The organism is Vibrio sp. A11 (assembly GCF_013048705.1).
In the GTDB taxonomy this organism is placed as follows: Bacteria; Pseudomonadota; Gammaproteobacteria; order Enterobacterales; family Vibrionaceae; genus Vibrio; species Vibrio metschnikovii.
The window spans coordinates 15,584-37,443 of sequence record NZ_VHSI01000012.1; the positions used below are offsets into that span (position 1 = coordinate 15,584).

Below are 21,860 nucleotides of genomic sequence, written 5' to 3' on the forward strand. Positions count from 1 at the left end.
TCAATCTTGCCATATTCCTTTGAAAAGAGGTTCCAAGTTATCCCACATGGTATTAATTGAGACTTTGTCAGGCATCATGTGCAAATTATGAACATATTGCTGCCCTGCACCGCTAGCTTTGAAGTAGTTATTCGAGTTGGCTTTCAAAGAAGTTGATTCTTGTCCAGTAATCTTCTTATTACCAAGTAAATCTTCAGTTACAGCAACAACTTTATCATGAAGTCCTGTTTTCTTAGGATTTTGCAGCTGGATCTGGTGCTTCTCCATGTAATGGCTTACTGACATTTCGAGAAAAACGCGAATTAGAACAGATATACTGAATCGGTGATCGTCAAAAGTTAGCTTACTTTTCAACTCTCTAAACAATCCAGAGCACTTCTTGTTGTCACTAATAGTTAACTTGCAGCTAGCAGGAATAAGCATATTCCGGTTAGGGTTTGGTGCGAGCTTACTGCCTTTACCGTTTGAAGGTTTCGATTTATCTGACCCCTCGTTAGGCTTTCCATCGTCAGTATCCTTGCCTGTAGTCGTTTGAGGATCTGTTTCACCTTTCGGTTTACCCTCTTGTGATGACGAAAGCCCTTCACTCTCTGTACTACCCGGTTTCGCACCAATATTCTTGCTACTGCCATCAGCTTTTGATGGGTAACTAGCGGGGTCAGTCAGCTTCCAGGAGCTCAATAATACTTGCTCTGGAGCAACAATACCCAATTGATTCATGAAATCTTCACGATCATCCTTTTTCTTGATTCGGTTAACTGTGAATTGAATCTTACCGTTGTCATCAGTTTCAAGCATCTCATCAAGTAGCTTAGTGATACACTCAATAAATTGCTCTTTTGGGCACTTACAAAACAGACTACCTGTCACCATGTGAAGAGAGAGCCTCTCACGCACAGCAGGATCTCCCAATAGACGAGTGATGTTGGTGATTTTTAGCTTGTTGGTATTGCTCTTTATCGAGCTCTTGATATTCGATTCTTTGGTAATGAAAGTTATTAGCTGGTTGCCAAATGATGTTTCACCATGCTTAGCTCTATGGCGATCAACCTCTTGACCTTTCCAGTGAACTCGGCCTACACCATCATTCTCACCTGTATGCTTTAAGTTAACCCAGTGCTCATAACCTTCATCATCTTGTTGATAGATGACACATTCCACAGCTTGCGGAATGTCAGGATTCGAAGCCAGTAAACCCTTGATCTTACGAGTGGTTTTATCTTCATCAACAATGTCTATGTTTTGAAGAAGCTTCAAAGTGGTGACTCTTCGGTTCCCTTCAACTACAACGTAGTTCTCTGATTCATCTTTAACTACAACGAGTCGCTCTGATGGATCAAGGCCGAATTCAATGATGTCCTTTGCTAGCTTAAACAGCTTATCTCCCTGCTGTTTAAGCATAAACTCTATCGCTTGTCGCTGGTTCTCGGGTTGATTTGGGAACCTAGAGTTATCCAAATCTAGCAACAGATTATTAACATTGATCCTATCGAAAATCATATGACCCTCTCTTCAGCAGTCACATATAAACTCGCCGAATAAAAAAATTGAGATACACAAACATAATGGTAATTCTTATACTAACCAATGTTCAATCTTTTAATATCATTAAGTTACGGTTTTGAGAGAGCCTTAGTGATTTATAGATACCATTGTGACTGCATGCACCTCCTTTAAGCCAGACGAGAATGCAATCACGCTTATATGTGTTATTCCACAATAGATTGATGATGTAGCCATTGATCTTGTCTTTGGATCACTCCCGGGAAGCTTGGATTGACCAGAACTAACTCAAGTAACCTAGCTGAGGAAACTCCGAAAGCATTATTGTTGAGCCTATTTAGACTAGAAGGAGCCTTACGCTCCCATTTTTTTATTTTTTTGTCTGAGTCAACCTGACCACTCTACCATTATGCAGATTTCGTCGGTGATAAAGGCACTACATTGGCAGCTGCCAGAGCTTGCAACTTCTCGCCCCAGGCTTGTAATACCACTAACTGCTCTTCAAGATAATCGTGATGATTATACACCCTCAGCATACCTGGTAGCTGGTGGCCGACCGTCTTTTCAATCGCCACAATGTCTAACCCCATTTCGCTGCAACGGCTGATAAACGTTCGGCGCAAATCGTGTGGTGAGAAACGCTCAAAATCATCCGGTAAGTTACGTTTGATTAGCGCACGTACCGCTGCTGGCTCTTGAACCTTATCAACCAAAAGCTGAGGCCAAACAAATTTCCATTTGCTGGGCACACTCTCACGCTGCTCTTTAAGCAGTGCCAACAGGTAATCGCTTAATGGTACTTTCCGACTCTCCTGGCTTTTGGTGTGGCGCTCCTCAGAGCTGGCAGGTAACAACCATACCTTTTCTTGCCAATCTACCTCACTCCAGCGCATTTCAAGCACTGCACTAATACGTTGCCCACAACCAAGCAAATACTGCATTAGACGGACGTTAGAGGGCTCTGTACGCCAAGAAGGTAAACTGGTTAGCAAAGTCTTCAACTCTGAAAAGCTCAAATTGCGCTTGGTGACTTTAGAGCCACCACCGACATCCTTAGATTTCAAATGTGGTGCAGGATGAGCGCCGATCATATTCAAAGCCAACGCATGGTTGATCACCTGATTGATAATTTTGTGGCACGCACCAATCGCACCCGCCTTTCTCTTGCCACTCTCATCAACCTTGGCATCAAACACTTTATTGAGGTCATGAATTCTCAACTCATCTAGCTTGATGTGACCAAGAAAGGGTTTGATATCCCGAATGTAGATAACCCTCGCCTGTTCACCTCGTAACTGCTTAGATAAACGCTTCTCATCAAAGCTGGCAAAGGCATCATCAAAGGTTTTTGCTTCATCTTGCTCGCGCTGTTCACGTGCCAGTTCCTGCTTAGGATTCTTATTGTTTTCCAACCAACTACGGTAGCGCCCTGCTTCTGTTCGAGCCTGTTCAAGTGTCATCCCCGTTTCCGGTTTCAACTTAACATACCGCCCCATAGTGATTTTTTCGTGTTTTTTGCCGACCTGAAAGCGAAAGATCCAAGTCATTGTACCCGTTGGGCGAACACGAATATTCAATCCTTCAATTTTCTTATCTGGAACTAAGTATTCTTTGTCTTGTGCTTTCAATGATTGCAACGTGGCGTTGGTGCTAATTCGCTTGGTCATGGTTCAAAAACCTCTGCATTTCTGGGTACGGCTCTGGGTACGGCACGGGGTACGGGGAAAGACGAGTTTTCATTGTACGACTAAAGACCCCCTTGGACAAGGAGAGGTAAAAATATCAACAAAAACAATAAATTAAAATTCAAACCTGGACTTTATAAGACGCCACGAGATTCAGAGTTCTATTTACCCACCACATGGAAGCAGGCGTACTGCTAGAGCGTAAAGCATAAAAGAAATTAACGAGCCTAGCGGCTCGTTAATTTTTGCGTCCGATAAAACCGAGCTTTTTACCAATCCACCACAAAAGCCCTAATACCACAATCACTGAAAACAGCATTGAACCTGAATCGGGGTATTGAGCCTTCATAAACGCCGAGTGGCCAAAAGCTCCGACAAAAAAACAGGCTAAACCAACCAACGGAATATCGTCTGCTACTGGATGACGTAAATAGTCTTGGTATAACATTTGTACCGACAACACGAGGGCAATCAGTGGAAAGAGGGAGAAAGAGACCTCGCTGATCGTCAGCCATGATAAAAGTGCGTCACCGCACATGCCACTAATTAAGGCCAGCAGCAATGTTTTACTATTGGAAGTGGGTGATGTTTCGTTACTCATTACTCTATCCCATTTTTTAGTCGATTACGTTCACGCTCTTTGCGATACCAAAGGGCTCCTTTCGCCATCATACGCAACTGCATGATCAGTCGCTCAGACAATTCATCACGCGCTTGTCGTTCTAGATCTAATGCTTGCGCGCCGGAGCTAAAGACTAACGTCACTGAGGCTTCAGCTTGGATGACCGCTTCTTCTCGTCCCATACCGGTATTGATCAGGTATTCGGTCAGCTCAGCAGAAAAATGTTGAATTTCACGCACTACTGCGGCGCGAAACTCAAACGAAGTGCCAGAACGTTCGCGCAACAGTAAACGAAACACATTAGGACTACTTTCAATAAATTCCATAAAGGTTTCCACTGACGTACGTATGACACTGCCCTCTTTAACAATTCTCTGCCGCGCTTGACGCATCAGTTGACGTAGCAGTAATCCACCTTCATCAACCATGGTCAACCCCAACTCATCCATGTCTTTAAAATGTCGATAAAAAGAGGTGGGGGCAATCCCAGCTTCGCGTGCGACCTCACGTAAACTTAAATTAGAAAAGCTGCGATCCGCACTCAATTGACTAAACGCTGCGTCAATCAATGAACGACGAGTTTTTTCTTTTTGTAGCGCGCGAATTCCGGTAGATTTCATAATGAACCTATTCTCATAGCCTTATCATCAACCGCATACTATAACGCGAAACGCACTATTGTCGATCCCAGCTTGCATAGCAGTGTCAGCATTTTCTCAACCATTCAAACAACACAAAAATACCACACTTAAATTCTCCAGCCGCTATCCTATAAAATGTCGTGATCCTAAACACCCTATCGGGGAAATGGGATTTACCTAGCAACACAATCAGTTACAATCTCGCTACAGCACTGATAAGCATCGATAACAACAAGGATATCCTATGACACAGAAGCACCAGTTTGACGTTATCGTCATCGGCAGCGGACCTGGCGGAGAAGGCGCAGCAATGGGATTAGCCAAAGCTGGCATGAATGTCGCGATCATAGAAAAGGAAAGCACCGTCGGCGGCGGTTGTACACACTGGGGAACCATTCCCTCGAAAGCTTTACGTCACGCCGTCAGTCGAATCATTGAATTCAACAGTAACCCGCTGTTTTGTAAAAACAACACCAGCATACACGCCACATTTTCATCCATTCTCGGTCATGCAAAAACCGTTATCGATAAACAAACTCGCTTACGACAAGGCTTTTATGACCGAAACCAATGTAGCTTAATTTTTGGTAGCGCCGAATTTATCGACCCTCACACTGTCGCAGTTCATAAACACGATGGCAGCATCGAGCACTATCAAGCCGATAAATTTGTGATTGCCACTGGCTCTCGACCTTACCAACCGAATGATATCGATTTTACCCATCCTCGGATCTACAACAGCGATTCGATTTTAAATTTAAAACACGATCCACAGCATATTATTATTTATGGCGCAGGGGTGATTGGTTGTGAATACGCCTCTATTTTTAGAGGGTTAGGCGTAAAGACCGATCTGATCAATACTCGCGATCGCTTATTGGCTTTTTTAGATAATGAAATTTCTGATGCGCTCTCTTACCACTTTTGGAATAGTGGCGTGGTGATTCGCAACGATGAAACCCATCAGAAAATTGAAGGTACTGATGATGGTGTAATTGTCCACTTACAATCGGGTAAAAAGATGAAAGCGGACTGCTTGTTGTACGCTAACGGTCGTACGGGTAATACCGATCAACTGAATTTATCAGCGGTTGGCCTCGCCGCCGACGCCCGTGGTCAATTAACCGTCAACCACAATTATCAAACCGATGTCGAGCACATCTATGCGGTTGGGGATGTGATTGGGTACCCAAGCCTTGCCAGTGCTGCTTACGATCAAGGCCGTTTTACCGCCCAGGCGATTACTCAGGGCCAAGCGGTGAATAAGTTGATCGAAGATATCCCAACGGGTATCTATACCATCCCAGAAATCAGTTCAGTTGGAAAAACCGAACAAGAACTCACCGCAGCGAAAATCCCTTACGAAGTAGGACGATCCTCATTTAAGCATTTAGCACGCGCACAGATCTCTGGTAAAGATATCGGTAGTTTAAAAATTCTCTTTCATCGCGATAGCAAAGAGATTTTAGGTATTCACTGCTTTGGGGAGCGCGCGGCAGAAATCATCCACATTGGACAAGCAATCATGGAACAAAAAGGCCCTGCTAATACCATCGACTATTTTGTTAACACGACCTTCAATTATCCCACCATGGCTGAAGCTTATCGTGTTGCCGCGCTCAATGGATTAAACCGCTTGTTTTAACCATGGCTTGTTTTAACCATGGTTTGTTTTAAAAATGGTTGATGACGGCGACTTAAACAAAAGAGTCGTCGTCAGTTTAAGCTGTCTCTTCCTAAGCTAGAGAAAATCGCCTCGCTGCCACTGGCGCTTTAATACCCAACCTAAACTCAGCCCACGCAATGCCATAAACGTTAACATCGCTAGCCATAAAGCGTGGTTTTGCCAAACAGAGAAAAGTATAAACACCAGAAAAAAACCACTGGCAGCAATAAACATGCTGTTACGCATCTCTCGCCCTTTCGTGGCACCAATAAATATCCCATCGAGTAAAAAACACCACATCGCCACCAGCGGCATCGCGACTAACCACGGCAGATATTCCTGAGCCGTCTGCTGTACACTTGGAATAGACGTAATTAAACCAATCAGGTTCGAGCCTGAGAACGCAAAGACGGCCGTTAGCCCAAGGCAAATTAGTAAGCTCCAAAACGTACTGCCAATAATAGAAGCTTTAAGTTGCGACGGGCTTTTCGCTCCTACCGCTTTGCCCACCATCGCCTCAATCGCGTATGCAAAACCATCCATGCCGTAAGAGATCATCATCAAGAAGCTCATCAGCACCGCATTCGCAGCGACAACTTGATCACCAAAAGCCGCGCCTTGAAACGTCATAAAACTAAAGGCAGCCTGCAAACATAACGAACGCAAGAAAATGTCACGATTTAAACGTACAAAACGACTCATCCCTTGAGTACTTTGCAATAATAAAGCCCAAGGTGATGGTAAACCTTTAGCACGCCAAAAGCGCCAGACACACCATAAACCAAAAGCCATACCAAGGTAATCGGCGATCACTGAAGCCAACGCGACGCCAGAGACTTTCCAACCAAAACCGAGCACAAACAGGACATCGAGCACAATATTGGTCAGATTGGTGATGATCACCATCCACATTGGCGCTTTAGCATTTTGCGTCCCCAATAACCAACCAAGCAGCACAAAGTTGATTAATACGGCCGGCGCACTCCAAGCTCGAATCATAAAGTACTGCTGAGCATAATGTTTCACTTGCTCACTGGCTTCACTTAAGGCAAAAACGCCTTCACCAATCAAACGGTGCAGTAACAAAAAGACCGCCGCAAATCCAAGAGACATCAGCACGCCCTGTACCCAGACTAAAGCCAACTGATTACGGTCATCAGCGCCATAGGCTTGTGCTGTTAATCCGGTCGTCGACATGCGTAAAAAGCCCAATAACCAGAAAGAAACGCTGATCAGCATGCCCCCAAGCGCGACGCCACCGAGATACCATGCGTGCTGTAAATGACCAATCACCGCCGCATCGACCAAGCCAAGCAATGGAATGGTAATGTTGGACAACACCATAGGAATGGAAAGCAGTAAGACTTGACGATGAATGGTGCGGTTGGTAAGAATTTGGACTAGCGACGCCACATAGAAACCCTCTTAAGATCGGCCATCCAGTGTACCGAAAATAATCAGCATTCCCAAGTGATGACGACGGACAGCGCTCAATGAGCATCAATCCCAATAACGCCAAGACATTACCAACGCACTTGGACCACCACGGGGGTTAGGCGATGTTTGAATCCGTTGATTTTACTCACCAAACGTTGCCAAAGTTTCCAGCGATGGCAATGGCGGTCAAGGGGCGATAACAGCAAGGCGCTATGTGCCCAAGGCAAAGCATTGAGTATCGCTTGATCCGGTTTAGCAAAACCATGTTGATAATGACCAGAGCCCATTTTTTGTCCAAGACGTGTCATAGTTTTATCACCCGCCAGAACTAAACAAGCGCGAGCATTAACGAAATGCAGCCCCAACGCACGAATAAAAGAAGAAATCTGCTTTGCGTGGCAGTCTAATAACGCATGTTCACATAAGATCAATACCGGAGCCGAATCAGGAATGATTAACCGCTCTAACCAGTCAAGATTATCGACACTACCGCAGCAATGCTGATAACGCTCACTACGATGAAACAGTTTTTGCCGCCATAACAAATGCTCACTCACATCGACTTCCACCCAGTGACAGCGCCCATTATCGACTCGGTAAAAACGCGTATCTAAACCAGCGCCAACATTAATGATCCAGCCATCAGGATGGGTCGCTAAAAAACGATGAATTTGCTGATCGCACAGTCGAGCCAGCGTAACATGCAATAGCTGTTTTTGCGGAATGTCGCCCGCGAGACAGTCTGGCGCAAGGTGACAACGCTGACAGGCACGAGCGGCTATCGGATCATAGACCAAGCCATCATCGACGAAACTTTCACGGCTACGCAACCAAAGCGGCTGCAGTAAACGAGTGGGTACTTGATAACGTGGTGATGAATGAGTGTACTTAGAGGGCATTATCATCTTCCTTATGTCACCATAAAAAGATGATAATGAATATCAATTAGATTGGCAAGCTAATGCGTGATATTTGAGCAGGGGTCACATCCAATCGGTATTACGGATAATCCCAACGGCAATCCCTTCAATCGCTAAATCTTGACAAGTTAAGTCAACTTCAATCGGTGCAAAAGCGTCATTCTCAGCATGCAGCCACACTTTCGCGCCTTTACGCTCTAAACGTTTGACCGTCACATCTTCTTCGACACGAGCGACAACAACTTGCCCATTACGCACATCCTGAGTTTTATGAACCGCGAGCAAATCACCATCCATAATACCAATGTCCTTCATGCTTTCCCCCTGAACACGGAGTAGAAAGTCGGCTTGAGGCCGAAACATACTCGGATCAACATGATAATGCGCTTCGATGTGCTCTTGCGCGAGGATCGGTTCACCAGCCGCGACTCGGCCGATCAAAGGTAAACCAAGATCTTGCTCAGCATCATTGGCTGCCCCTACTAAAATACGAATCCCACGTGAAGCACCGGGAACAATTTCAATCACTTGTTTACGAGCGAGAGCTTTTAAGTGCTCTTCTGCCGCATTGGCTGAACGAAAGCCCAGTTCGCGAGCGATTTCAGCGCGAGTGGGTGGCATTCCGGTTTCTTCGATCTTACTTTTAATTAGCTCGAAGACTTGTTGCTGGCGTGGCGTTAACGGCTTCATGACTCACCTGTCTTTTTATACAGTTAACTGTGAGTATATCCAGTAATTCACGAAAAGCAAAGTGGATTGCTGCTTTTTTGATTACTCCACCGCCCGTCACGGCTGGGCAGTGTTTCGAACAGGAATCATGAAACAAATCAAACCTCTAGTAAGCAATCAACTGACATGACGGAATAGTATTAAAAGGTTTGACCAGTTTCTGGTATTCTTGCGCTTCAAAAAAAGACACCGACTCAAATCGATCGCTCTCGGTTTGAGTTTTAGTACAGCATCTTGAGGCCTTGAACTCTTATGTCTTCCGGACACTCATTTTCTCGCTCTTTATTAAAATTACCGCTATCGGTAATGGTAAAAGGCACGGCGATCCCATCGAACCCGATTGATGATTTAGCCATTGATCTGCATAAACCGATTGTTTATGTCTTACCGTTTCGCTCGAATGTTGATCTACTGACGTTACAAACTCATGCGCTCAATGCGGGGCTCCCCGACCCACTGACCCCACTGACCATTAATGGTCAAACGCTAAAACGTTATGTTTTTATCGCTTCTCGTCCAGCGCTACTGCAAGACGACCATAATGTGCCTAACGAATCGATTACTACCTTTTCTGAACTGTTAGCCTTACATAAGCATGATTCTGAATTGGATGTTCAAATGATTCCTGCAAGTGTGCTATGGGGAAGACGTCCGGGTAAAGAGGGACAAGAAAAACCTTACTTACAAGCTCTAAACGGGTTACAAAAAGCCATCGCCGTGGTGATCTCTGGACGTGACTGTTTGGTCCGTTTTAGCCCTGTAGTTTCATTGCGTTACATGGCCGATGCTCACGGGACCGATAGTTCAATTGCCCATAAACTCGCACGAGTGGCACGCATTCACTTCTCTCGTCAAAAATTAGCCGCTTCCGGCCCTAACTTACCTCAGCGTCATCAGTTATTTTCAAGACTAATGACCTCCCCTGCGATAGAAAAAGCGATTGTCGATGAAGCCAACCGTAAAAACATCTCATTAGAGAAAGCTCGTAAAGAAGCGCATAATATTTTGGATGAGATCGCCGCCGACTTTTCATACTCTTTAATCAAAAAAGGGGATCATGTTCTTGGCTGGCTATGGAATCGCATTTATCAAGGGCTGAACATCAACAACGCGGCCACGGTACGTCGACTCGCTCAAGATGGTCATGAAATTGTCTATGTTCCTTGTCATCGTAGCCATATGGATTATCTTCTACTCTCTTATGTGCTCTATCACGAAGGGTTAGTTCCTCCGCACATTGCCGCGGGCATTAATTTAAACTTTTTCCCTGCCGGACAAATATTCCGCCGTGGCGGAGCATTTTTTATCCGTCGGAGTTTTAAAGGCGATCCTCTTTATTCGACGATTTTCCGCGAATACCTGGCAGAATTGTTTGCTAAAGGCTACTCGGTAGAATATTTCAGTGAAGGTGGCCGATCACGTACCGGGCGTTTACTGCAAGCCAAAACCGGTATGTTAGCAATGACCATTCAAGCCATGCTGCGTGGCTTGAACCGTCCTGTAACCCTAGTGCCCGTCTACATTGGCTATGAACACGTGATGGAAGTCGGCACTTACGCCAAAGAGCTGCGCGGTAAACGCAAAGAAAAAGAGAATGCAGGCTTAGTGTTTCGCACGCTACGTAAACTACGTAACTTTGGCCAAGGCTACGTTAATTTCGGTGAGCCAATCCCTCTTAATCACTATCTTAATGAACATGCACCAGAGTGGACTCAAGACATTGATGCCATGGGGGGCAGCAAACCCCAATGGATGATGCCTATCGTTAACCAATTAGCGACCAAAATGATGACACACATTAACGATGCTGCTGCCGCCAATGCGATGACCTTGTGTGCGACCGCATTATTAGCCTCAAGGCAACGTGCATTAGCTCGGGACAATTTGGTCAAACAAATCGATTGTTATTTAGCGCTACTACGCAATGTTCCTTACTCGACGACCTTTACCATACCTAGTGATAGCGCAGAGCAATTGGTCACCCATGCTGAGTCGTTAGATAAGTTTTTGGTTGAAACCGACAGTATTGGCGACATTATCTCATTAGATCGTAACCAGTCGATTTTGATGACTTATTATCGTAATAACATCATTCATTTACTGGCACTACCATCGCTAATTGCGCAGATGCTGATCCGTCAGCAATCATTATCGATCAGTGCTATCCAGCAAACCGTTGCTCAAGTCTATCCTTTCCTTAAGCAAGAACTATTTTTAAGCTATGCCGAACATGAATTGGATGAAATTGTTGAGCGTTACCTATCCGAGCTTGAGCGCCAACACTTAGTGACGATTGAACAGCAAACGGTAACCATCAACCAAGCCCAGACACAAGTCTTGATGCTCCTTGGTCGAACGATTTCCGAAACACTGCAACGTTATGCGATTGCCTTGAATCTACTGGTTGCTAACCCAGATTTAGCCAAAACGGATCTCGAAGCTAAGAGCCAAGAGATTGCTCAACGGCTGGGACGACTGCATGGGATTAATGCGCCAGAATTTTTTGATAAAGGTGTTTTTTCGGCGCTGTTTGTCACTTTAACCGAACAAGGCTACTTAGGTCATGATGGTTATTGCCAATTGGAAAAAACTCAGCAGTTTGCCGATGCGCTTTACCTGATGCTCTATCCTGAAGTCCGTTTAACCATTCAAGAGAGTATCTGTCAGGTCGAGTGGTAATGAGTTAACGTCATCACGGTTACAGACGCTGGTTATCACTGACCCAATAACACTAAGGCATCCCACGGGATGCCTTAGTCGTTGATCATCGAGTTACCACCACAGTGAGAGTATTAACCCCAATGTAATGACCATACCGACATAGTTATTGTTCAAAAAAGCATGAAAGCAAGGCATACGTTGTCGATGACGAATTAAATGCTGCTGATACACAAATAAACCACTGGCAATTAAAATCGCCCAGTAATAACTGGCTCCTAGCGAATAAACCCAACCCAGTGCGATCAATAAAACGATCGTCATCAGTTGCAACACACCAATGATCGCTTTATCACGACGACCAAATAAAATCGCGGTGGATTTCACTCCAATCAACAGATCGTCATCACGGTCAACCATCGCATATTGAGTATCATAAGCAATCGTCCACAGCAGGTTTACCCCAAAGACTAACCAGATGATTGGAGGCAAGGCATTGGCTTGAGCGGCCCATGCCATCGGAATCGACCAACTGAATGCTAAGCCCAGAAAAAGCTGAGGTACTTGAGTATAACGTTTCATGAAAGGATAGATGAAAGCCAGTAACACCCCGACTAAAGAGAGTTTTATTGTCAAAGGATTCATGGTTAGTACCAGTAAAAAAGACAGGATCACCAAGACTAAAAACAACCCAATCGCTTCCTTCTCACTCACTTTCCCAGTGGGTAACGGACGTTGAGCTGTGCGCTTCACATGCCCATCAACATGACGATCGGCAAAATCATTAATCACACAACCGGCGGAACGCATCGCAAACACCCCAACCACAAACACCACAAGTATGTGGAAATCCGGCATTCCTTGCGCTGCTAAAATCAGCGCCCATAACGTTGGCCATAACAGCAACAACGAACCAATAGGTCGATCCATACGCATCAGTTGCCAATAGGCATGCACTTTTGCTTGGTTCATTTACACACTCTCCTTCGCGTAAATTGGGCAATCGGGCAAAAATAATTCAGCGACTAACATCGGTTTATGATTCATCCATAATCGTGAACGTCGCGCAAGTAACGGGCCATCCAAGGTCATCGCCCAGCCAACTTGTAATCCATCCCGTCGAACATGATCACTGTTAAAGACGGTAAGGCCAAGCGGAATATCCCCTTGTTGAGTCAAATCCTCTGGCTGATCTTGCAAAGAGCTTTGAGGAATGAGTGTACGACCGAAGACCCAGGGTCTAGTATCTCCGGCTAAAATAACCTGACGTAATAGACACGTTTCTGCCGTTAACCACGTCACTTCCGTAAAATCCAGTTGTGCAGGTTCCAGCCACTGGTTATGGTGCTGAATAATACTCAGTCGCTGACAATACTGAGCCATCAGACGCGATAACGACCCTTGCTCTAATAGCCAAGATTGGGCGTTATCCGTAGGATAAGTAAAATCTTCCGGCCATTGCCAATTAACTTGGCGTAATGAAGAAAGATAGAGCGGAGTCATTCTATTCATACTAGTATTCAATATGACGCTTAATCGTCATACAATAACGCCGACATGCAGGTAAACCGAGCAGCGTTCAGACTCTATTAAGCATTTTATTTACAATCAGATGCGCTATTGTAACAAGAGTCGGGCGATTCGAATATCGTGAACAGAAGAAAGAACAGGCACAACTATGCTTAAACGTTATCTAGTCCCAATAATGCTCGCCTTTGGCCTGCTAGCCCCCTACTCTGCGATGGCGAGTACGGAGAATAGAACTCAATTCGCCTATTTTACATTAGAGCCGGAATTGACCACCAACTTCCATACCCGAGGTAATCGTCTTGGCTATATTCAGGTCAGAATTGATATTATGGTCGCCAATAGTGCCGATCTACCATTAATCGAGCTCCATCAACCACTCATTCGTGATGCGGTCATTGAGCAGCTTGGTAAACAAACCGAGGATTCCATCCGCTCTCTTGCTGGCCGAGAAAACTTACGAAAAACCCTCGTCGAGGATTTAAACAATATCTTATTGCCTGAAACCGGACGTACACTGATCGCTGATTTACTGTTTACCAAATACATTTATCAATAAAACAGAGTCAACGAATCTCTCACGGTCATCGAACTATCGCTCAATGGAACGCTTTCGATGACCGACTTGCATCGTGTAAACCCAATAACATACCGCTAACTAATCCGACCAAGTGTGCCGTATTGGCGATCGCCATAAATGGCTGAACAAATCCCAACACCAACCAAATCAGCATAAAACCAATTAACGGTTTAGGCATCTCTAAACCAAGTTGAGGCGCTCGCCAGCCCAGCAGCCATAAATACCCCACCAAAGCATACACAACCCCAGATAAGCCACCAAAATTCGCGCCTTCCACCCAGTATTGTCCAGCACCAGAGAGAGCCGCAGCGATCAATGCTAGCTGAGTGAGTTTAAGACTACCAAGCCGCTTTTCAATATCACCGCCAAGCTGCCACCACCACAGTAGATTAAACGCAATATGCATGATGGAAAAATGCAGCAGCGCATGGCTAAACCAACGCCATAATTGCCATTGTTGACCCGCGAAAGCCGGAAAATGCAACCCCGCAAACACCTGACGAGCCAAACCAAGCTGTTGTAAAACAAAAATCCCGATGCAGACCATCATCACCAGTAATGTGATTGGCCCAGCTTTGGCTTTTACCAGTGATAGAAGACTCGGGGCTTGATAAGTAAACGGCGTTGGTTGAGTATTGGCTACCTGCCAAGAAGCCGCTTGATATTTACTGTCTTGAGGATAACGCAAGAAATGCTGTAGTTCGCTGTCGGTTTCTATTTGGTGCTGCTCATCGATGAGCCATAAAGAAACCTGACCACCTTCCTCTGGCTGCATCTGAATCTCGATATGCCGTGAGGCCATGTAATCAATGAAAGCTTGTGCCATCCGAGGATGAGCTAAGGTGATCAATTTTATCATTTGGGTTAACTCGTTGTTGTCGGTAAATGAGCGTGATGCCAGGCTTCAAAGCCTCCATCAATACTATACACCTGTTCAAAACCTTGGTTAACCAAGTATTGAGCCACACCTTGACTACTAATACCGTGGTAACACATGACTAAAATGGGCTGTGTGAATTCGTGCTCTTTAATAAAAGTATTGAGCGTGTCATTGGTTAAATGAAACGCATCCCGAGGATGAGCTAACGCAAAAGACTGCGGATCACGGATATCAACCAGCGTGGCCTCCGTTTGTTCAAGTAACTGTTGTGCACTGATAACATCAATATGTTGAAATGGGTCCATGAAGTGATTCTCGTTAAGCCATAATTAGTTAGCACACATTGTAACCTAACCCACATTGAACAAGTACATAACGACTGTGGGGTTATGCTCAATAATCTTCAAGCATTATATTGTGGATAATTCTGTGGATTGCGTTGATAAGGTATCTCAAGAGAAAATGATCCACTACATGTTGTGATGATCTTTATTTTTCTGTGTGTAAGAAAAACATATCCCCAAATAGAAAACAGCGTTCAAGCCTTGATTTATCGTCACTGATGATCATTCGTGATACTTTTCATCACAGAGTTATCCACAGAAAATCGACCCGACGTTGATCACTGTTTTCGATCCTAATAAAAAAGCCGAGATCGATTGATCTCGGCTTTCTGCTCATTGATTGTCTAGCGGTTAAAAATCACCGACCGCCTCTTTGAGCTTTTTCATCGCATTCTTTTCTAGCTGGCGAATCCGCTCAGCAGAAACTTGATAAAGATCCGCTAATTCTTGCAAGGTCGCCTTTTGGTCATCCAGCCAACGAGAGCGCACAATATGCTGACTACGTTCATCCAAACTTGCCAAAGCTAAACTAAGGCGATGATTGGTATGATTCTCCCAGTTTTGCGCTTCGATATTTTCCGCTAAATCCGATTGCTTATCTTCCAGATACAGCACTGGCGCAGTGTAAGCATTCGGGTTGTCGTCATCTTCAGCAGAAAATTCAAACGTTGAATCGAGCGCCGCTAAACGAGATTCCATTTCTCGAACTTCAGCAGGTTCAACCCCGAGTTCACGAGCAACGGTTTCAACTTCACCGTTATTAAACCAACCGAGACGCTTTTTCGATTTACGTAGGTTAAAAAACAATTTGCGCTGCGCTTTAGTGGTCGCAATTTTCACGATACGCCAGTTGCGTAACACGTATTCATGAATTTCGGCTTTGATCCAATGCACCGCAAAGGAGACCAATCTTACGCCGACCTCTGGGTTAAAGCGTTTCACCGCTTTCATTAAACCAATGTTTCCCTCTTGAACAAGATCCGCAATCGGTAACCCATAACCCGAGTAGCCACGAGCAACATGAACAACAAATCGAAGATGCGATAAGATCAACGTTTTCGCCGCTTCAATATCACCTGAGTAGTGCAACCGCTCAGCCAGTTCACGTTCCTCTTCAGCCGTTAGCATTGGGTAGCTGCTGACTGAACGGATGTAGCTATCTAAGCTATCTTGTGAAATAAGAGCCATTGGGTACGCTTGGTTAGTCATTCAAATCCTCATCAATCTGTGATTTTGAGTTAATTTTAACCTGACAATCTTGAACCGAAAATGAATTGGTTTCAAGCCTTGATTGCCGATAATTTTACTCTCAGCTCTGGGAGCCGATCAATAAGACCGCGCTATTTTATAGCGGTTCAATTTCTTTTAAATGCCGCTGCGCAGAAAGACGCGCCGCCAAACACCCCAACAGAGTTCCTAGCATCAGTAGCAATAACGACTCATCCCAATTAAGGCCAATCAATCGAAAACGGCTATCATAAAGTGTCGCTAATTCAGCCACAGCACCATTGAGGATAATGGTCACTAAAGCCGTTAACAGCCAAGCGGATAAGCTACCCAGCAAACCAAGCCACATCCCTGAATACAGGTAGGGACGTAGAATATAACTGTCCGTCGCGCCAATCAGTTTCATGGTTTGAATTTCATCTTTATTGGCTTGAACATTAAAACGCAAAGTATTACCGATGATCAAAAAGATCGATGACAACATCAGTATCGATAGACTAACCACGATGATCATCGCTAAATGTCGAATCGCATCTAACCTCGCTAACCAATCTTCATCTAATCTGACATCGGTGACGTTGGCTTGCTGACGAGCCTCCTCAGCAATCCGTTTGATTTGCTGATTGTCTTCAACACTAGGAGTAATGACGAGTACCCCTGGTAGGGCGTATTCATCCAGTAAACTAATGGCCTGATCAAACCCAGCATATTGACTGAGTTCAGCTAAACCTTGCTGTGGGGATATATAATCAACCAAAGCGATATCAGGGCGACTTTCTAACTGATCTTTTAATATCATCACCCGCGATTCAGGTGTCCCTTGTTGAAGATAAACACTCACTTGAGAAGGACTGGTGACATTCACCGCAACCGAAGCGATATTTTTCGTCAATAGATATAAGCTGGCCGGTAACGCTAACGCCATTGAGATCACCGCTAATGTAAGCAAATTACCCAGTGGACGTTGCCATAATGCCGAAAATGCCATTTTGGCTTGCTTACTATGAGTGGTAATAAAGCTGTCTCGCGGGGCTCTGGGATAAGGCTGGCTGCGTTTTTTAGGATTGACTTTATTGCTGACCATACTCTTCCACCTCACTCAAAAAGCCTTGGTTCAACTCAAAGTGACGATACTGAGGTCGAGATTGCACCAAGTTAATATCATGAGTTGCCAATAAAATCGTTACACCTGCGCGATTAAATTCTTCAAAGAGCCGTAAAATACGATTCGATAAATCAGGATCTAAGTTACCTGTCGGCTCATCCGCCAACAATAAGGTCGGCCGGTTCACTACCGCGCGAGCAATACCAACGCGTTGCTGCTCACCGCCCGATAATTGGCTAGGTAGACAACGGGCTTTGTCTAGTAAGCCGGTTTTATCTAATGCTGCTGAAACGCGCCGCTTGATATCTTGCTCTGCAATCGATTCGATACGCATGGGTAAAGCGACATTATCAAATACCGTTCTGTCCATTAGTAGGCGATGATCTTGAAACACAATCCCAATATTGCGCCGTAAAAAAGGAATGTCGCGGTTAGGAATACGAGTAATATCATGACCATTAAAACTAATTTTACCGTCACTGGGACGCTCAATCGCACAGATCAACTTAAGTAAGGTGCTCTTACCCGCTCCAGAGTGTCCGCCTAAAAAAGCCATTTCACCCCGACGCAGATGAAAATCGACTTTTTGTAACGCTTGCCGACCGCCACGATAAGCTTTACTGACTTGTTGAAACTTAATCACCCGTGATCCCTCTATGACACATAACACATCGCTGGCTAAAAATATTAACGGCGACAGGCAGGCCGGTCAGCCATGCATGATCGCCGGATTCAACACCGTAGTGGTTACTCTTCTCGGCTAAATAGCGCGTCGATAAATTCTTGGGTAACAAACGGACGCAAATCATCAATCCCCTCACCAACGCCAATATAACGGATGGGTATTTGAAATTGGTCAGCAATAGCAAAAATAACGCCGCCTTTCGCGGTGCCATCCAATTTAGTCAAAGTGATCCCGGTGAGTGGCGCGGCTTGGCTAAACAACTTGGCTTGGCTAATCGCATTTTGTCCCGTTCCCGCATCGAGAGTTAACATGATCTCATGCGGCGCTTGCGGATCAATTTTCTTCATTACACGGACAATTTTTTTCAGCTCTTCCATTAAATTGGCTTTATTTTGTAGTCGACCTGCCGTATCAGCAATCACCACATCAATACCTCGAGCTTTAGCAGCTTCAATCGCATCATAAATCACCGAAGCGCTATCTGCTCCCGTATGCTGAGCAATAACCGGAACGTGATTACGCTCTCCCCAGACTTGCAATTGCTCAACGGCCGCGGCGCGAAACGTATCCCCTGCCGCCAGCATGACTTTTTTACCTTGCGCTTGGAATTGTTTGGCTAACTTACCAATCGTTGTGGTTTTACCAACCCCGTTAACCCCCACCATTAAAATCACATAAGGCATGGTTTGGCTATCAATCTGCAACGGTTTTTCTACTTTGGCCAACATTTCTGCCATTTCTTGCTTTAATAACGCGTACAGCGCTTCACCGTCACGCAACTGCTGACGAGACGCTTTTTCGGTTAAACTGGTAATGATTTTAACCGTAGTTTCCATTCCTACATCAGCCATCAATAATTGCTCTTCAAGCTCCTCGAATAGCTGATCATCGATTTTTTTACCTTGAAACAACCCAAAAAAGCCAACGCCGATATTTGCTTTAGTACGACTTAAACTCCGTTTAAGACGCACAAAAAAGCTTTCACTCGGTTTTTCTTGCTCTTGAATTCTTGGCGGTATTTGTTCTGTTTCTGTTTCTGTTTCTGAAAAAGCGTCTGAACTGGCTGTTTCTTGTTCAACGGGTAAGATCGATGTGTCTAAAGCGGTACGCTCCGCTTCGGTTATTGACTGTGATTCTTTCTCTTCTACTACTGTTGTTGTGTTTGGTTGTTCATCCCCAAACCCTAACCATGACAATAAGCCACGTTTCTTTTTTTCCGTCATTGGGAGCTATCCTGAATTTGACATAACGATGACTCTTTTCTTGCAAGATTATCCTTTTAAGAAAAGAAAAATGACAAAGCAGTGAAAACTTTCTCGTTCGCTTGATAAACTTTGTCATAATATTGAATTCTGCTGGCTATTTATCTCAATGTTTAAACACAAGCTAAATAGATCAGTCATATAGTAACACTTAATTCACGGTCAAAAAATCTATGCTAAAACGTCGCCCGCAAACCCTATCACAAAAACGCCTCCCCAGTGGCCATGTTCGCATTATCAGTGGATTATGGCGCGGCCGAAAATTACCCGTGCATGACGCACAGGGATTACGCCCCACCACTGACCGAGTCAAAGAAACCGTGTTTAATTGGTTAGCGCAAGACATCGCAAAAGCAAAATGCTTAGATTTATTTGCCGGTTCAGGCAGCTTAGGATTTGAATGCGCCTCCCGTCAAGCAAACCTAGTGACCATGCTCGAACTCAACGGGGCGGCTTATCATCAGTTGATGAGTAACATCGCTCGCTTACAAGCCAATAACATCAATGCTGTGCATGGCGATACTTTGCAGTATCTCAAACAATCCGCCAGCGAATACGATGTGGTTTTTATTGATCCCCCCTTTCACCAAGGATTGATCAACCAAGTAGTACCGTTACTTGAATCCAACGGCTGGTTAGCAGAACAAGCGATTATTTATATTGAATGTGAAAAAGAACTCTCATTGGATGAACTACCTGACAACTGGCAACTGCATCGAGAAAAAACCGCTGGCCAAGTGTGCTACCGTTTATACCTCAGACAAGCGACGTCGGCATAACGTCACCGACGATCGCTATCATTTGGTGATGCAAGATAAATAGCGTTGATAGGGAGCGGAGCTATCTGCTCTCGATTACGCCATGCCCATGTAGCTTTTCACACCATTAAGGAACATTTGGGTCGAAATCATTACCAATAACAAACCCATTAAGCGCTCTACTGCTTTTAACCCGCGCTCGCCCAATACACGATGGAAGAAATTGTAGAACATTAAAATAACAAAAGTTCCTGACCATGCAAGAATCACCGCCGCAGAGAGCTCAAGCATATGTTGAGGATGCTGAGTTGAAAGTAAAAGTAGCGCGGCAATGACAGAAGGCCCTGCAATCATCGGGATCGCCATCGGTACTAAGAATGGCTCTTCTCCTGCCGCTAAACCTGTAATGCTACCCGCACTGGGAAAAATCATTTTAATCGCAATGATAAACAGAATAATGCCGCCAGAAATACTCAAGGTTTCAGGCTGAACATGCAAGAAACCGAGAATCGATCGCCCTGCAAACAAAAATAGCATCAGAATCACTAAGGCAAAGAACAGTTCGCGGATCAGCACTTTACGGCGACGTTTAGGATCAAGATGCTTAAGAATGGATAACACAACAGGCAGGTTACCCAGCGGATCCATGATCAAAAATAACATGGTTGCCGCCGATAAAATTTCCATAAAACCTCAATAGACACAGGGGGTGATAAATGGGTATGTCCGTGGCAAGGGAAAAGTTGAATTAAAAAAGCAAAACAACAGAAGCGACCATCAAAGATTGAGCGAGCAGATAACTCCCAGAAATCCAATATTGTCCCCAAGGTAAAGTGTGTCGATAGTCATGAATGGCCAATAATAACGCCGACAAAATAAACAGCAAGCTACCCACAAACCCTGCCAAAGATGCCAAAGAAGGGCGCTGCAGCAATACCTCACCGGACGCCCAAGCTAATTGTACCAGCACAAGCCCCATGATCGTAACCGGAAAAAGTAACGTATCGATTTGTGGCAGAAGAAGGAAAAAAGTCACAATGCTGGTTGCAATCAATAAAGCGGGCAGCCACCACACCATATTACCGGATAATTGAATCCAAAATGCTTTGCTATAACAGAGCTGAGCAAATAGAAAGCCTAAAAAGCACAATTTAGGTCGCAAATGAAACGTATGTAATCCATCCGCCAACATAGCAATAACTAGACCGGTGGTTATCCATATTGCAGGCATAGAACGAGAAAATAGTGGTTCAATGATCATCGCTAGTAGTAGTACTAAACTGACCATTTTAAACAATACGGCTTGCCGTCTATGATGGTTTTCCAACGCAGAAATGCTGATGAATCCCGATAATGCCACAGAAATCCAGCTCCACATGTCGATACCTCTTATCAATTCTGCCGCCAGTGTAGGCATGTCATCGATGAAGTCCAGAAGTGAACTGCAAAAATTGGATCTTGATTGCGATTCGATAGTGGTAAATTTACCATTGAAAGCTTATCCGCATCTCTACCTCGTTAACTATTCTTTGACTGAATTAGCCTCGACACACAACCAATAAACCATAAAAAACATCGTTTTAAAGCAAAAACAAACACCAAAAACCCATAAAAAATCAAAGTTAAAAAAT

At 44.6% G+C, this 21,860-nt stretch carries 21 protein-coding genes; 4 read left to right on the plus strand and 17 right to left on the minus strand.

All coding sequences use genetic code 11. The annotated features are described in order from the left end of the window. From FKQ60_RS12725 to fabR, 4 genes are all read right to left on the minus strand, one after another. Positions 1–1,401, minus strand: a complete 1,401-nt coding sequence (locus FKQ60_RS12725) for a hypothetical protein (protein WP_170906611.1) — start codon at positions 1,399–1,401, stop codon at positions 1–3. Between the two features lie 509 nt (positions 1,402–1,910). Beyond that, positions 1,911–3,170, minus strand: coding sequence for a site-specific integrase (locus FKQ60_RS12730; protein WP_170906612.1), 1,260 nt, complete (start codon positions 3,168–3,170; stop codon positions 1,911–1,913). A gap of 256 nt (positions 3,171–3,426) precedes the next feature. Further along, the gene (locus FKQ60_RS12735; RefSeq protein WP_040903607.1) at positions 3,427–3,789 is read right to left on the minus strand and encodes a YijD family membrane protein; all 363 of its coding nucleotides are present in this window, start codon (positions 3,787–3,789) and stop codon (positions 3,427–3,429) included. Next, the gene (gene fabR / locus FKQ60_RS12740; protein ID WP_154169851.1) at positions 3,789–4,430 is read right to left on the minus strand and encodes an HTH-type transcriptional repressor FabR; all 642 of its coding nucleotides are present in this window, start codon (positions 4,428–4,430) and stop codon (positions 3,789–3,791) included. Before fabR ends, FKQ60_RS12735 begins: the two co-directional genes overlap by 1 nt. 265 nt (positions 4,431–4,695) lie before the next feature. Here fabR and sthA point away from each other — a divergent pair, with 265 nt between their 5' ends. Continuing rightward, entirely contained in the window at positions 4,696–6,096 is a 1,401-nt protein-coding gene (sthA, locus tag FKQ60_RS12745) for a Si-specific NAD(P)(+) transhydrogenase (RefSeq protein ID WP_040903606.1), read from the plus strand. A 96-nt stretch (positions 6,097–6,192) separates the two neighbouring features. On the opposite strand, the gene dinF is transcribed toward sthA, so the two are convergent. From dinF to lexA, 3 genes are all read right to left on the minus strand, one after another. Beyond that, on the minus strand, positions 6,193–7,530 hold the full coding sequence (gene dinF, locus FKQ60_RS12750) for an MATE family efflux transporter DinF (protein ID WP_170906613.1): 1,338 nt from the start codon (positions 7,528–7,530) through the stop codon (positions 6,193–6,195). A 110-nt stretch (positions 7,531–7,640) separates the two neighbouring features. Then, entirely contained in the window at positions 7,641–8,459 is an 819-nt protein-coding gene (locus FKQ60_RS12755; protein WP_115152674.1) for a class I SAM-dependent methyltransferase, read from the minus strand. Positions 8,460–8,537: 78 nt separating this feature from the next. Then, entirely contained in the window at positions 8,538–9,164 is a 627-nt protein-coding gene (lexA, locus tag FKQ60_RS12760) for a transcriptional repressor LexA (protein WP_004393945.1), read from the minus strand. Positions 9,165–9,455: 291 nt separating this feature from the next. On the opposite strand from lexA, the gene plsB reads away from it, so the two are divergent. Continuing rightward, positions 9,456–11,882 (plus strand): glycerol-3-phosphate 1-O-acyltransferase PlsB, encoded by a 2,427-nt coding sequence (gene plsB, locus FKQ60_RS12765; protein WP_170906614.1) that lies wholly within the window; start codon positions 9,456–9,458, stop codon positions 11,880–11,882. 93 nt (positions 11,883–11,975) lie between these two features. Here plsB and ubiA read toward each other — a convergent pair whose 3' ends face one another. Together ubiA and FKQ60_RS12775 are read right to left on the minus strand one after the other, a co-directional pair. Next, positions 11,976–12,833: a 4-hydroxybenzoate octaprenyltransferase gene (ubiA, locus tag FKQ60_RS12770; RefSeq protein WP_004393943.1), complete on the minus strand. Its 858-nt coding sequence runs from the start codon at positions 12,831–12,833 to the stop codon at positions 11,976–11,978. Beyond that, entirely contained in the window at positions 12,834–13,373 is a 540-nt protein-coding gene (locus FKQ60_RS12775; protein ID WP_170906615.1) for a chorismate lyase, read from the minus strand. Positions 13,374–13,539: 166 nt separating this feature from the next. Between FKQ60_RS12775 and FKQ60_RS12780 the strand changes: the two genes are divergently transcribed. Next, positions 13,540–13,947 (plus strand): flagellar basal body-associated protein FliL, encoded by a 408-nt coding sequence (locus FKQ60_RS12780; protein WP_040903599.1) that lies wholly within the window; start codon positions 13,540–13,542, stop codon positions 13,945–13,947. Between the two features lie 40 nt (positions 13,948–13,987). On the opposite strand, the gene glpG is transcribed toward FKQ60_RS12780, so the two are convergent. The 6 genes from glpG to ftsY all read right to left on the minus strand — a co-directional run bounded on the left by glpG (position 13,988) and on the right by ftsY (position 19,432). Next, positions 13,988–14,827 (minus strand): rhomboid family intramembrane serine protease GlpG, encoded by an 840-nt coding sequence (gene glpG, locus FKQ60_RS12785; protein WP_158137503.1) that lies wholly within the window; start codon positions 14,825–14,827, stop codon positions 13,988–13,990. Positions 14,828–14,832: 5 nt separating this feature from the next. Then, on the minus strand, positions 14,833–15,153 hold the full coding sequence (gene glpE / locus FKQ60_RS12790; protein ID WP_154169836.1) for a thiosulfate sulfurtransferase GlpE: 321 nt from the start codon (positions 15,151–15,153) through the stop codon (positions 14,833–14,835). A 390-nt stretch (positions 15,154–15,543) separates the two neighbouring features. Beyond that, a complete protein-coding gene (gene rpoH / locus FKQ60_RS12795) occupies positions 15,544–16,401 on the minus strand; it encodes an RNA polymerase sigma factor RpoH (RefSeq protein ID WP_004393939.1) in 858 nt (285 codons plus the stop codon). A 136-nt stretch (positions 16,402–16,537) separates the two neighbouring features. After that, positions 16,538–17,503 (minus strand): permease-like cell division protein FtsX, encoded by a 966-nt coding sequence (ftsX, locus tag FKQ60_RS12800; protein WP_004393938.1) that lies wholly within the window; start codon positions 17,501–17,503, stop codon positions 16,538–16,540. Then, a complete protein-coding gene (gene ftsE, locus FKQ60_RS12805; RefSeq protein WP_004393937.1) occupies positions 17,490–18,167 on the minus strand; it encodes a cell division ATP-binding protein FtsE in 678 nt (225 codons plus the stop codon). The genes ftsX and ftsE overlap by 14 nt, the downstream gene beginning before the upstream one ends. Positions 18,168–18,271: 104 nt before the next feature. Next, a complete protein-coding gene (gene ftsY / locus FKQ60_RS12810) occupies positions 18,272–19,432 on the minus strand; it encodes a signal recognition particle-docking protein FtsY (RefSeq protein WP_170906616.1) in 1,161 nt (386 codons plus the stop codon). Positions 19,433–19,644: 212 nt separating this feature from the next. Between ftsY and rsmD the strand changes: the two genes are divergently transcribed. Beyond that, positions 19,645–20,250, plus strand: a complete 606-nt coding sequence (rsmD, locus tag FKQ60_RS12815; protein ID WP_154169832.1) for a 16S rRNA (guanine(966)-N(2))-methyltransferase RsmD — start codon at positions 19,645–19,647, stop codon at positions 20,248–20,250. A 75-nt stretch (positions 20,251–20,325) separates the two neighbouring features. Here the strand turns inward: rsmD and FKQ60_RS12820 are convergent, their stop codons facing one another. Both FKQ60_RS12820 and FKQ60_RS12825 read right to left on the minus strand, forming a co-directional pair. After that, entirely contained in the window at positions 20,326–20,916 is a 591-nt protein-coding gene (locus tag FKQ60_RS12820; RefSeq protein ID WP_004393933.1) for a YhgN family NAAT transporter, read from the minus strand. Positions 20,917–20,977: 61 nt separating this feature from the next. Then, entirely contained in the window at positions 20,978–21,613 is a 636-nt protein-coding gene (locus tag FKQ60_RS12825; RefSeq protein ID WP_170904976.1) for a lysoplasmalogenase, read from the minus strand. Between the last annotated feature and the right edge of the window lie 247 nt (positions 21,614–21,860).

Excerpts from the sequence above, each read along its gene's own strand:
- FKQ60_RS12725 (WP_170906611.1), bottom strand. The coding sequence starts at position 1,401 with ATGCTTAAACAGCAGGGAGATAAGCTGTTTAAGCTAGCAAAGGACATC.
- FKQ60_RS12730 (WP_170906612.1), bottom strand. The coding sequence starts at position 3,170 with ATGACCAAGCGAATTAGCACCAACGCCACGTTGCAATCATTGAAAGCA.
- FKQ60_RS12735 (WP_040903607.1), bottom strand. The coding sequence starts at position 3,789 with ATGAGTAACGAAACATCACCCACTTCCAATAGTAAAACATTGCTGCTG.
- fabR (WP_154169851.1), bottom strand. The coding sequence starts at position 4,430 with ATGAAATCTACCGGAATTCGCGCGCTACAAAAAGAAAAAACTCGTCGT.
- sthA (WP_040903606.1), top strand. The coding sequence starts at position 4,696 with ATGACACAGAAGCACCAGTTTGACGTTATCGTCATCGGCAGCGGACCT.
- FKQ60_RS12755 (WP_115152674.1), bottom strand. The coding sequence starts at position 8,459 with ATGATAATGCCCTCTAAGTACACTCATTCATCACCACGTTATCAAGTA.
- lexA (WP_004393945.1), bottom strand. The coding sequence starts at position 9,164 with ATGAAGCCGTTAACGCCACGCCAGCAACAAGTCTTCGAGCTAATTAAA.
- plsB (WP_170906614.1), top strand. The coding sequence starts at position 9,456 with ATGTCTTCCGGACACTCATTTTCTCGCTCTTTATTAAAATTACCGCTA.
- ubiA (WP_004393943.1), bottom strand. The coding sequence starts at position 12,833 with ATGAACCAAGCAAAAGTGCATGCCTATTGGCAACTGATGCGTATGGAT.
- FKQ60_RS12775 (WP_170906615.1), bottom strand. The coding sequence starts at position 13,373 with ATGAATAGAATGACTCCGCTCTATCTTTCTTCATTACGCCAAGTTAAT.
- FKQ60_RS12780 (WP_040903599.1), top strand. The coding sequence starts at position 13,540 with ATGCTTAAACGTTATCTAGTCCCAATAATGCTCGCCTTTGGCCTGCTA.
- glpG (WP_158137503.1), bottom strand. The coding sequence starts at position 14,827 with ATGATAAAATTGATCACCTTAGCTCATCCTCGGATGGCACAAGCTTTC.
- glpE (WP_154169836.1), bottom strand. The coding sequence starts at position 15,153 with ATGGACCCATTTCAACATATTGATGTTATCAGTGCACAACAGTTACTT.
- rpoH (WP_004393939.1), bottom strand. The coding sequence starts at position 16,401 with ATGACTAACCAAGCGTACCCAATGGCTCTTATTTCACAAGATAGCTTA.
- ftsX (WP_004393938.1), bottom strand. The coding sequence starts at position 17,503 with ATGGTCAGCAATAAAGTCAATCCTAAAAAACGCAGCCAGCCTTATCCC.
- ftsY (WP_170906616.1), bottom strand. The coding sequence starts at position 19,432 with ATGACGGAAAAAAAGAAACGTGGCTTATTGTCATGGTTAGGGTTTGGG.
- rsmD (WP_154169832.1), top strand. The coding sequence starts at position 19,645 with ATGCTAAAACGTCGCCCGCAAACCCTATCACAAAAACGCCTCCCCAGT.
- FKQ60_RS12820 (WP_004393933.1), bottom strand. The coding sequence starts at position 20,916 with ATGGAAATTTTATCGGCGGCAACCATGTTATTTTTGATCATGGATCCG.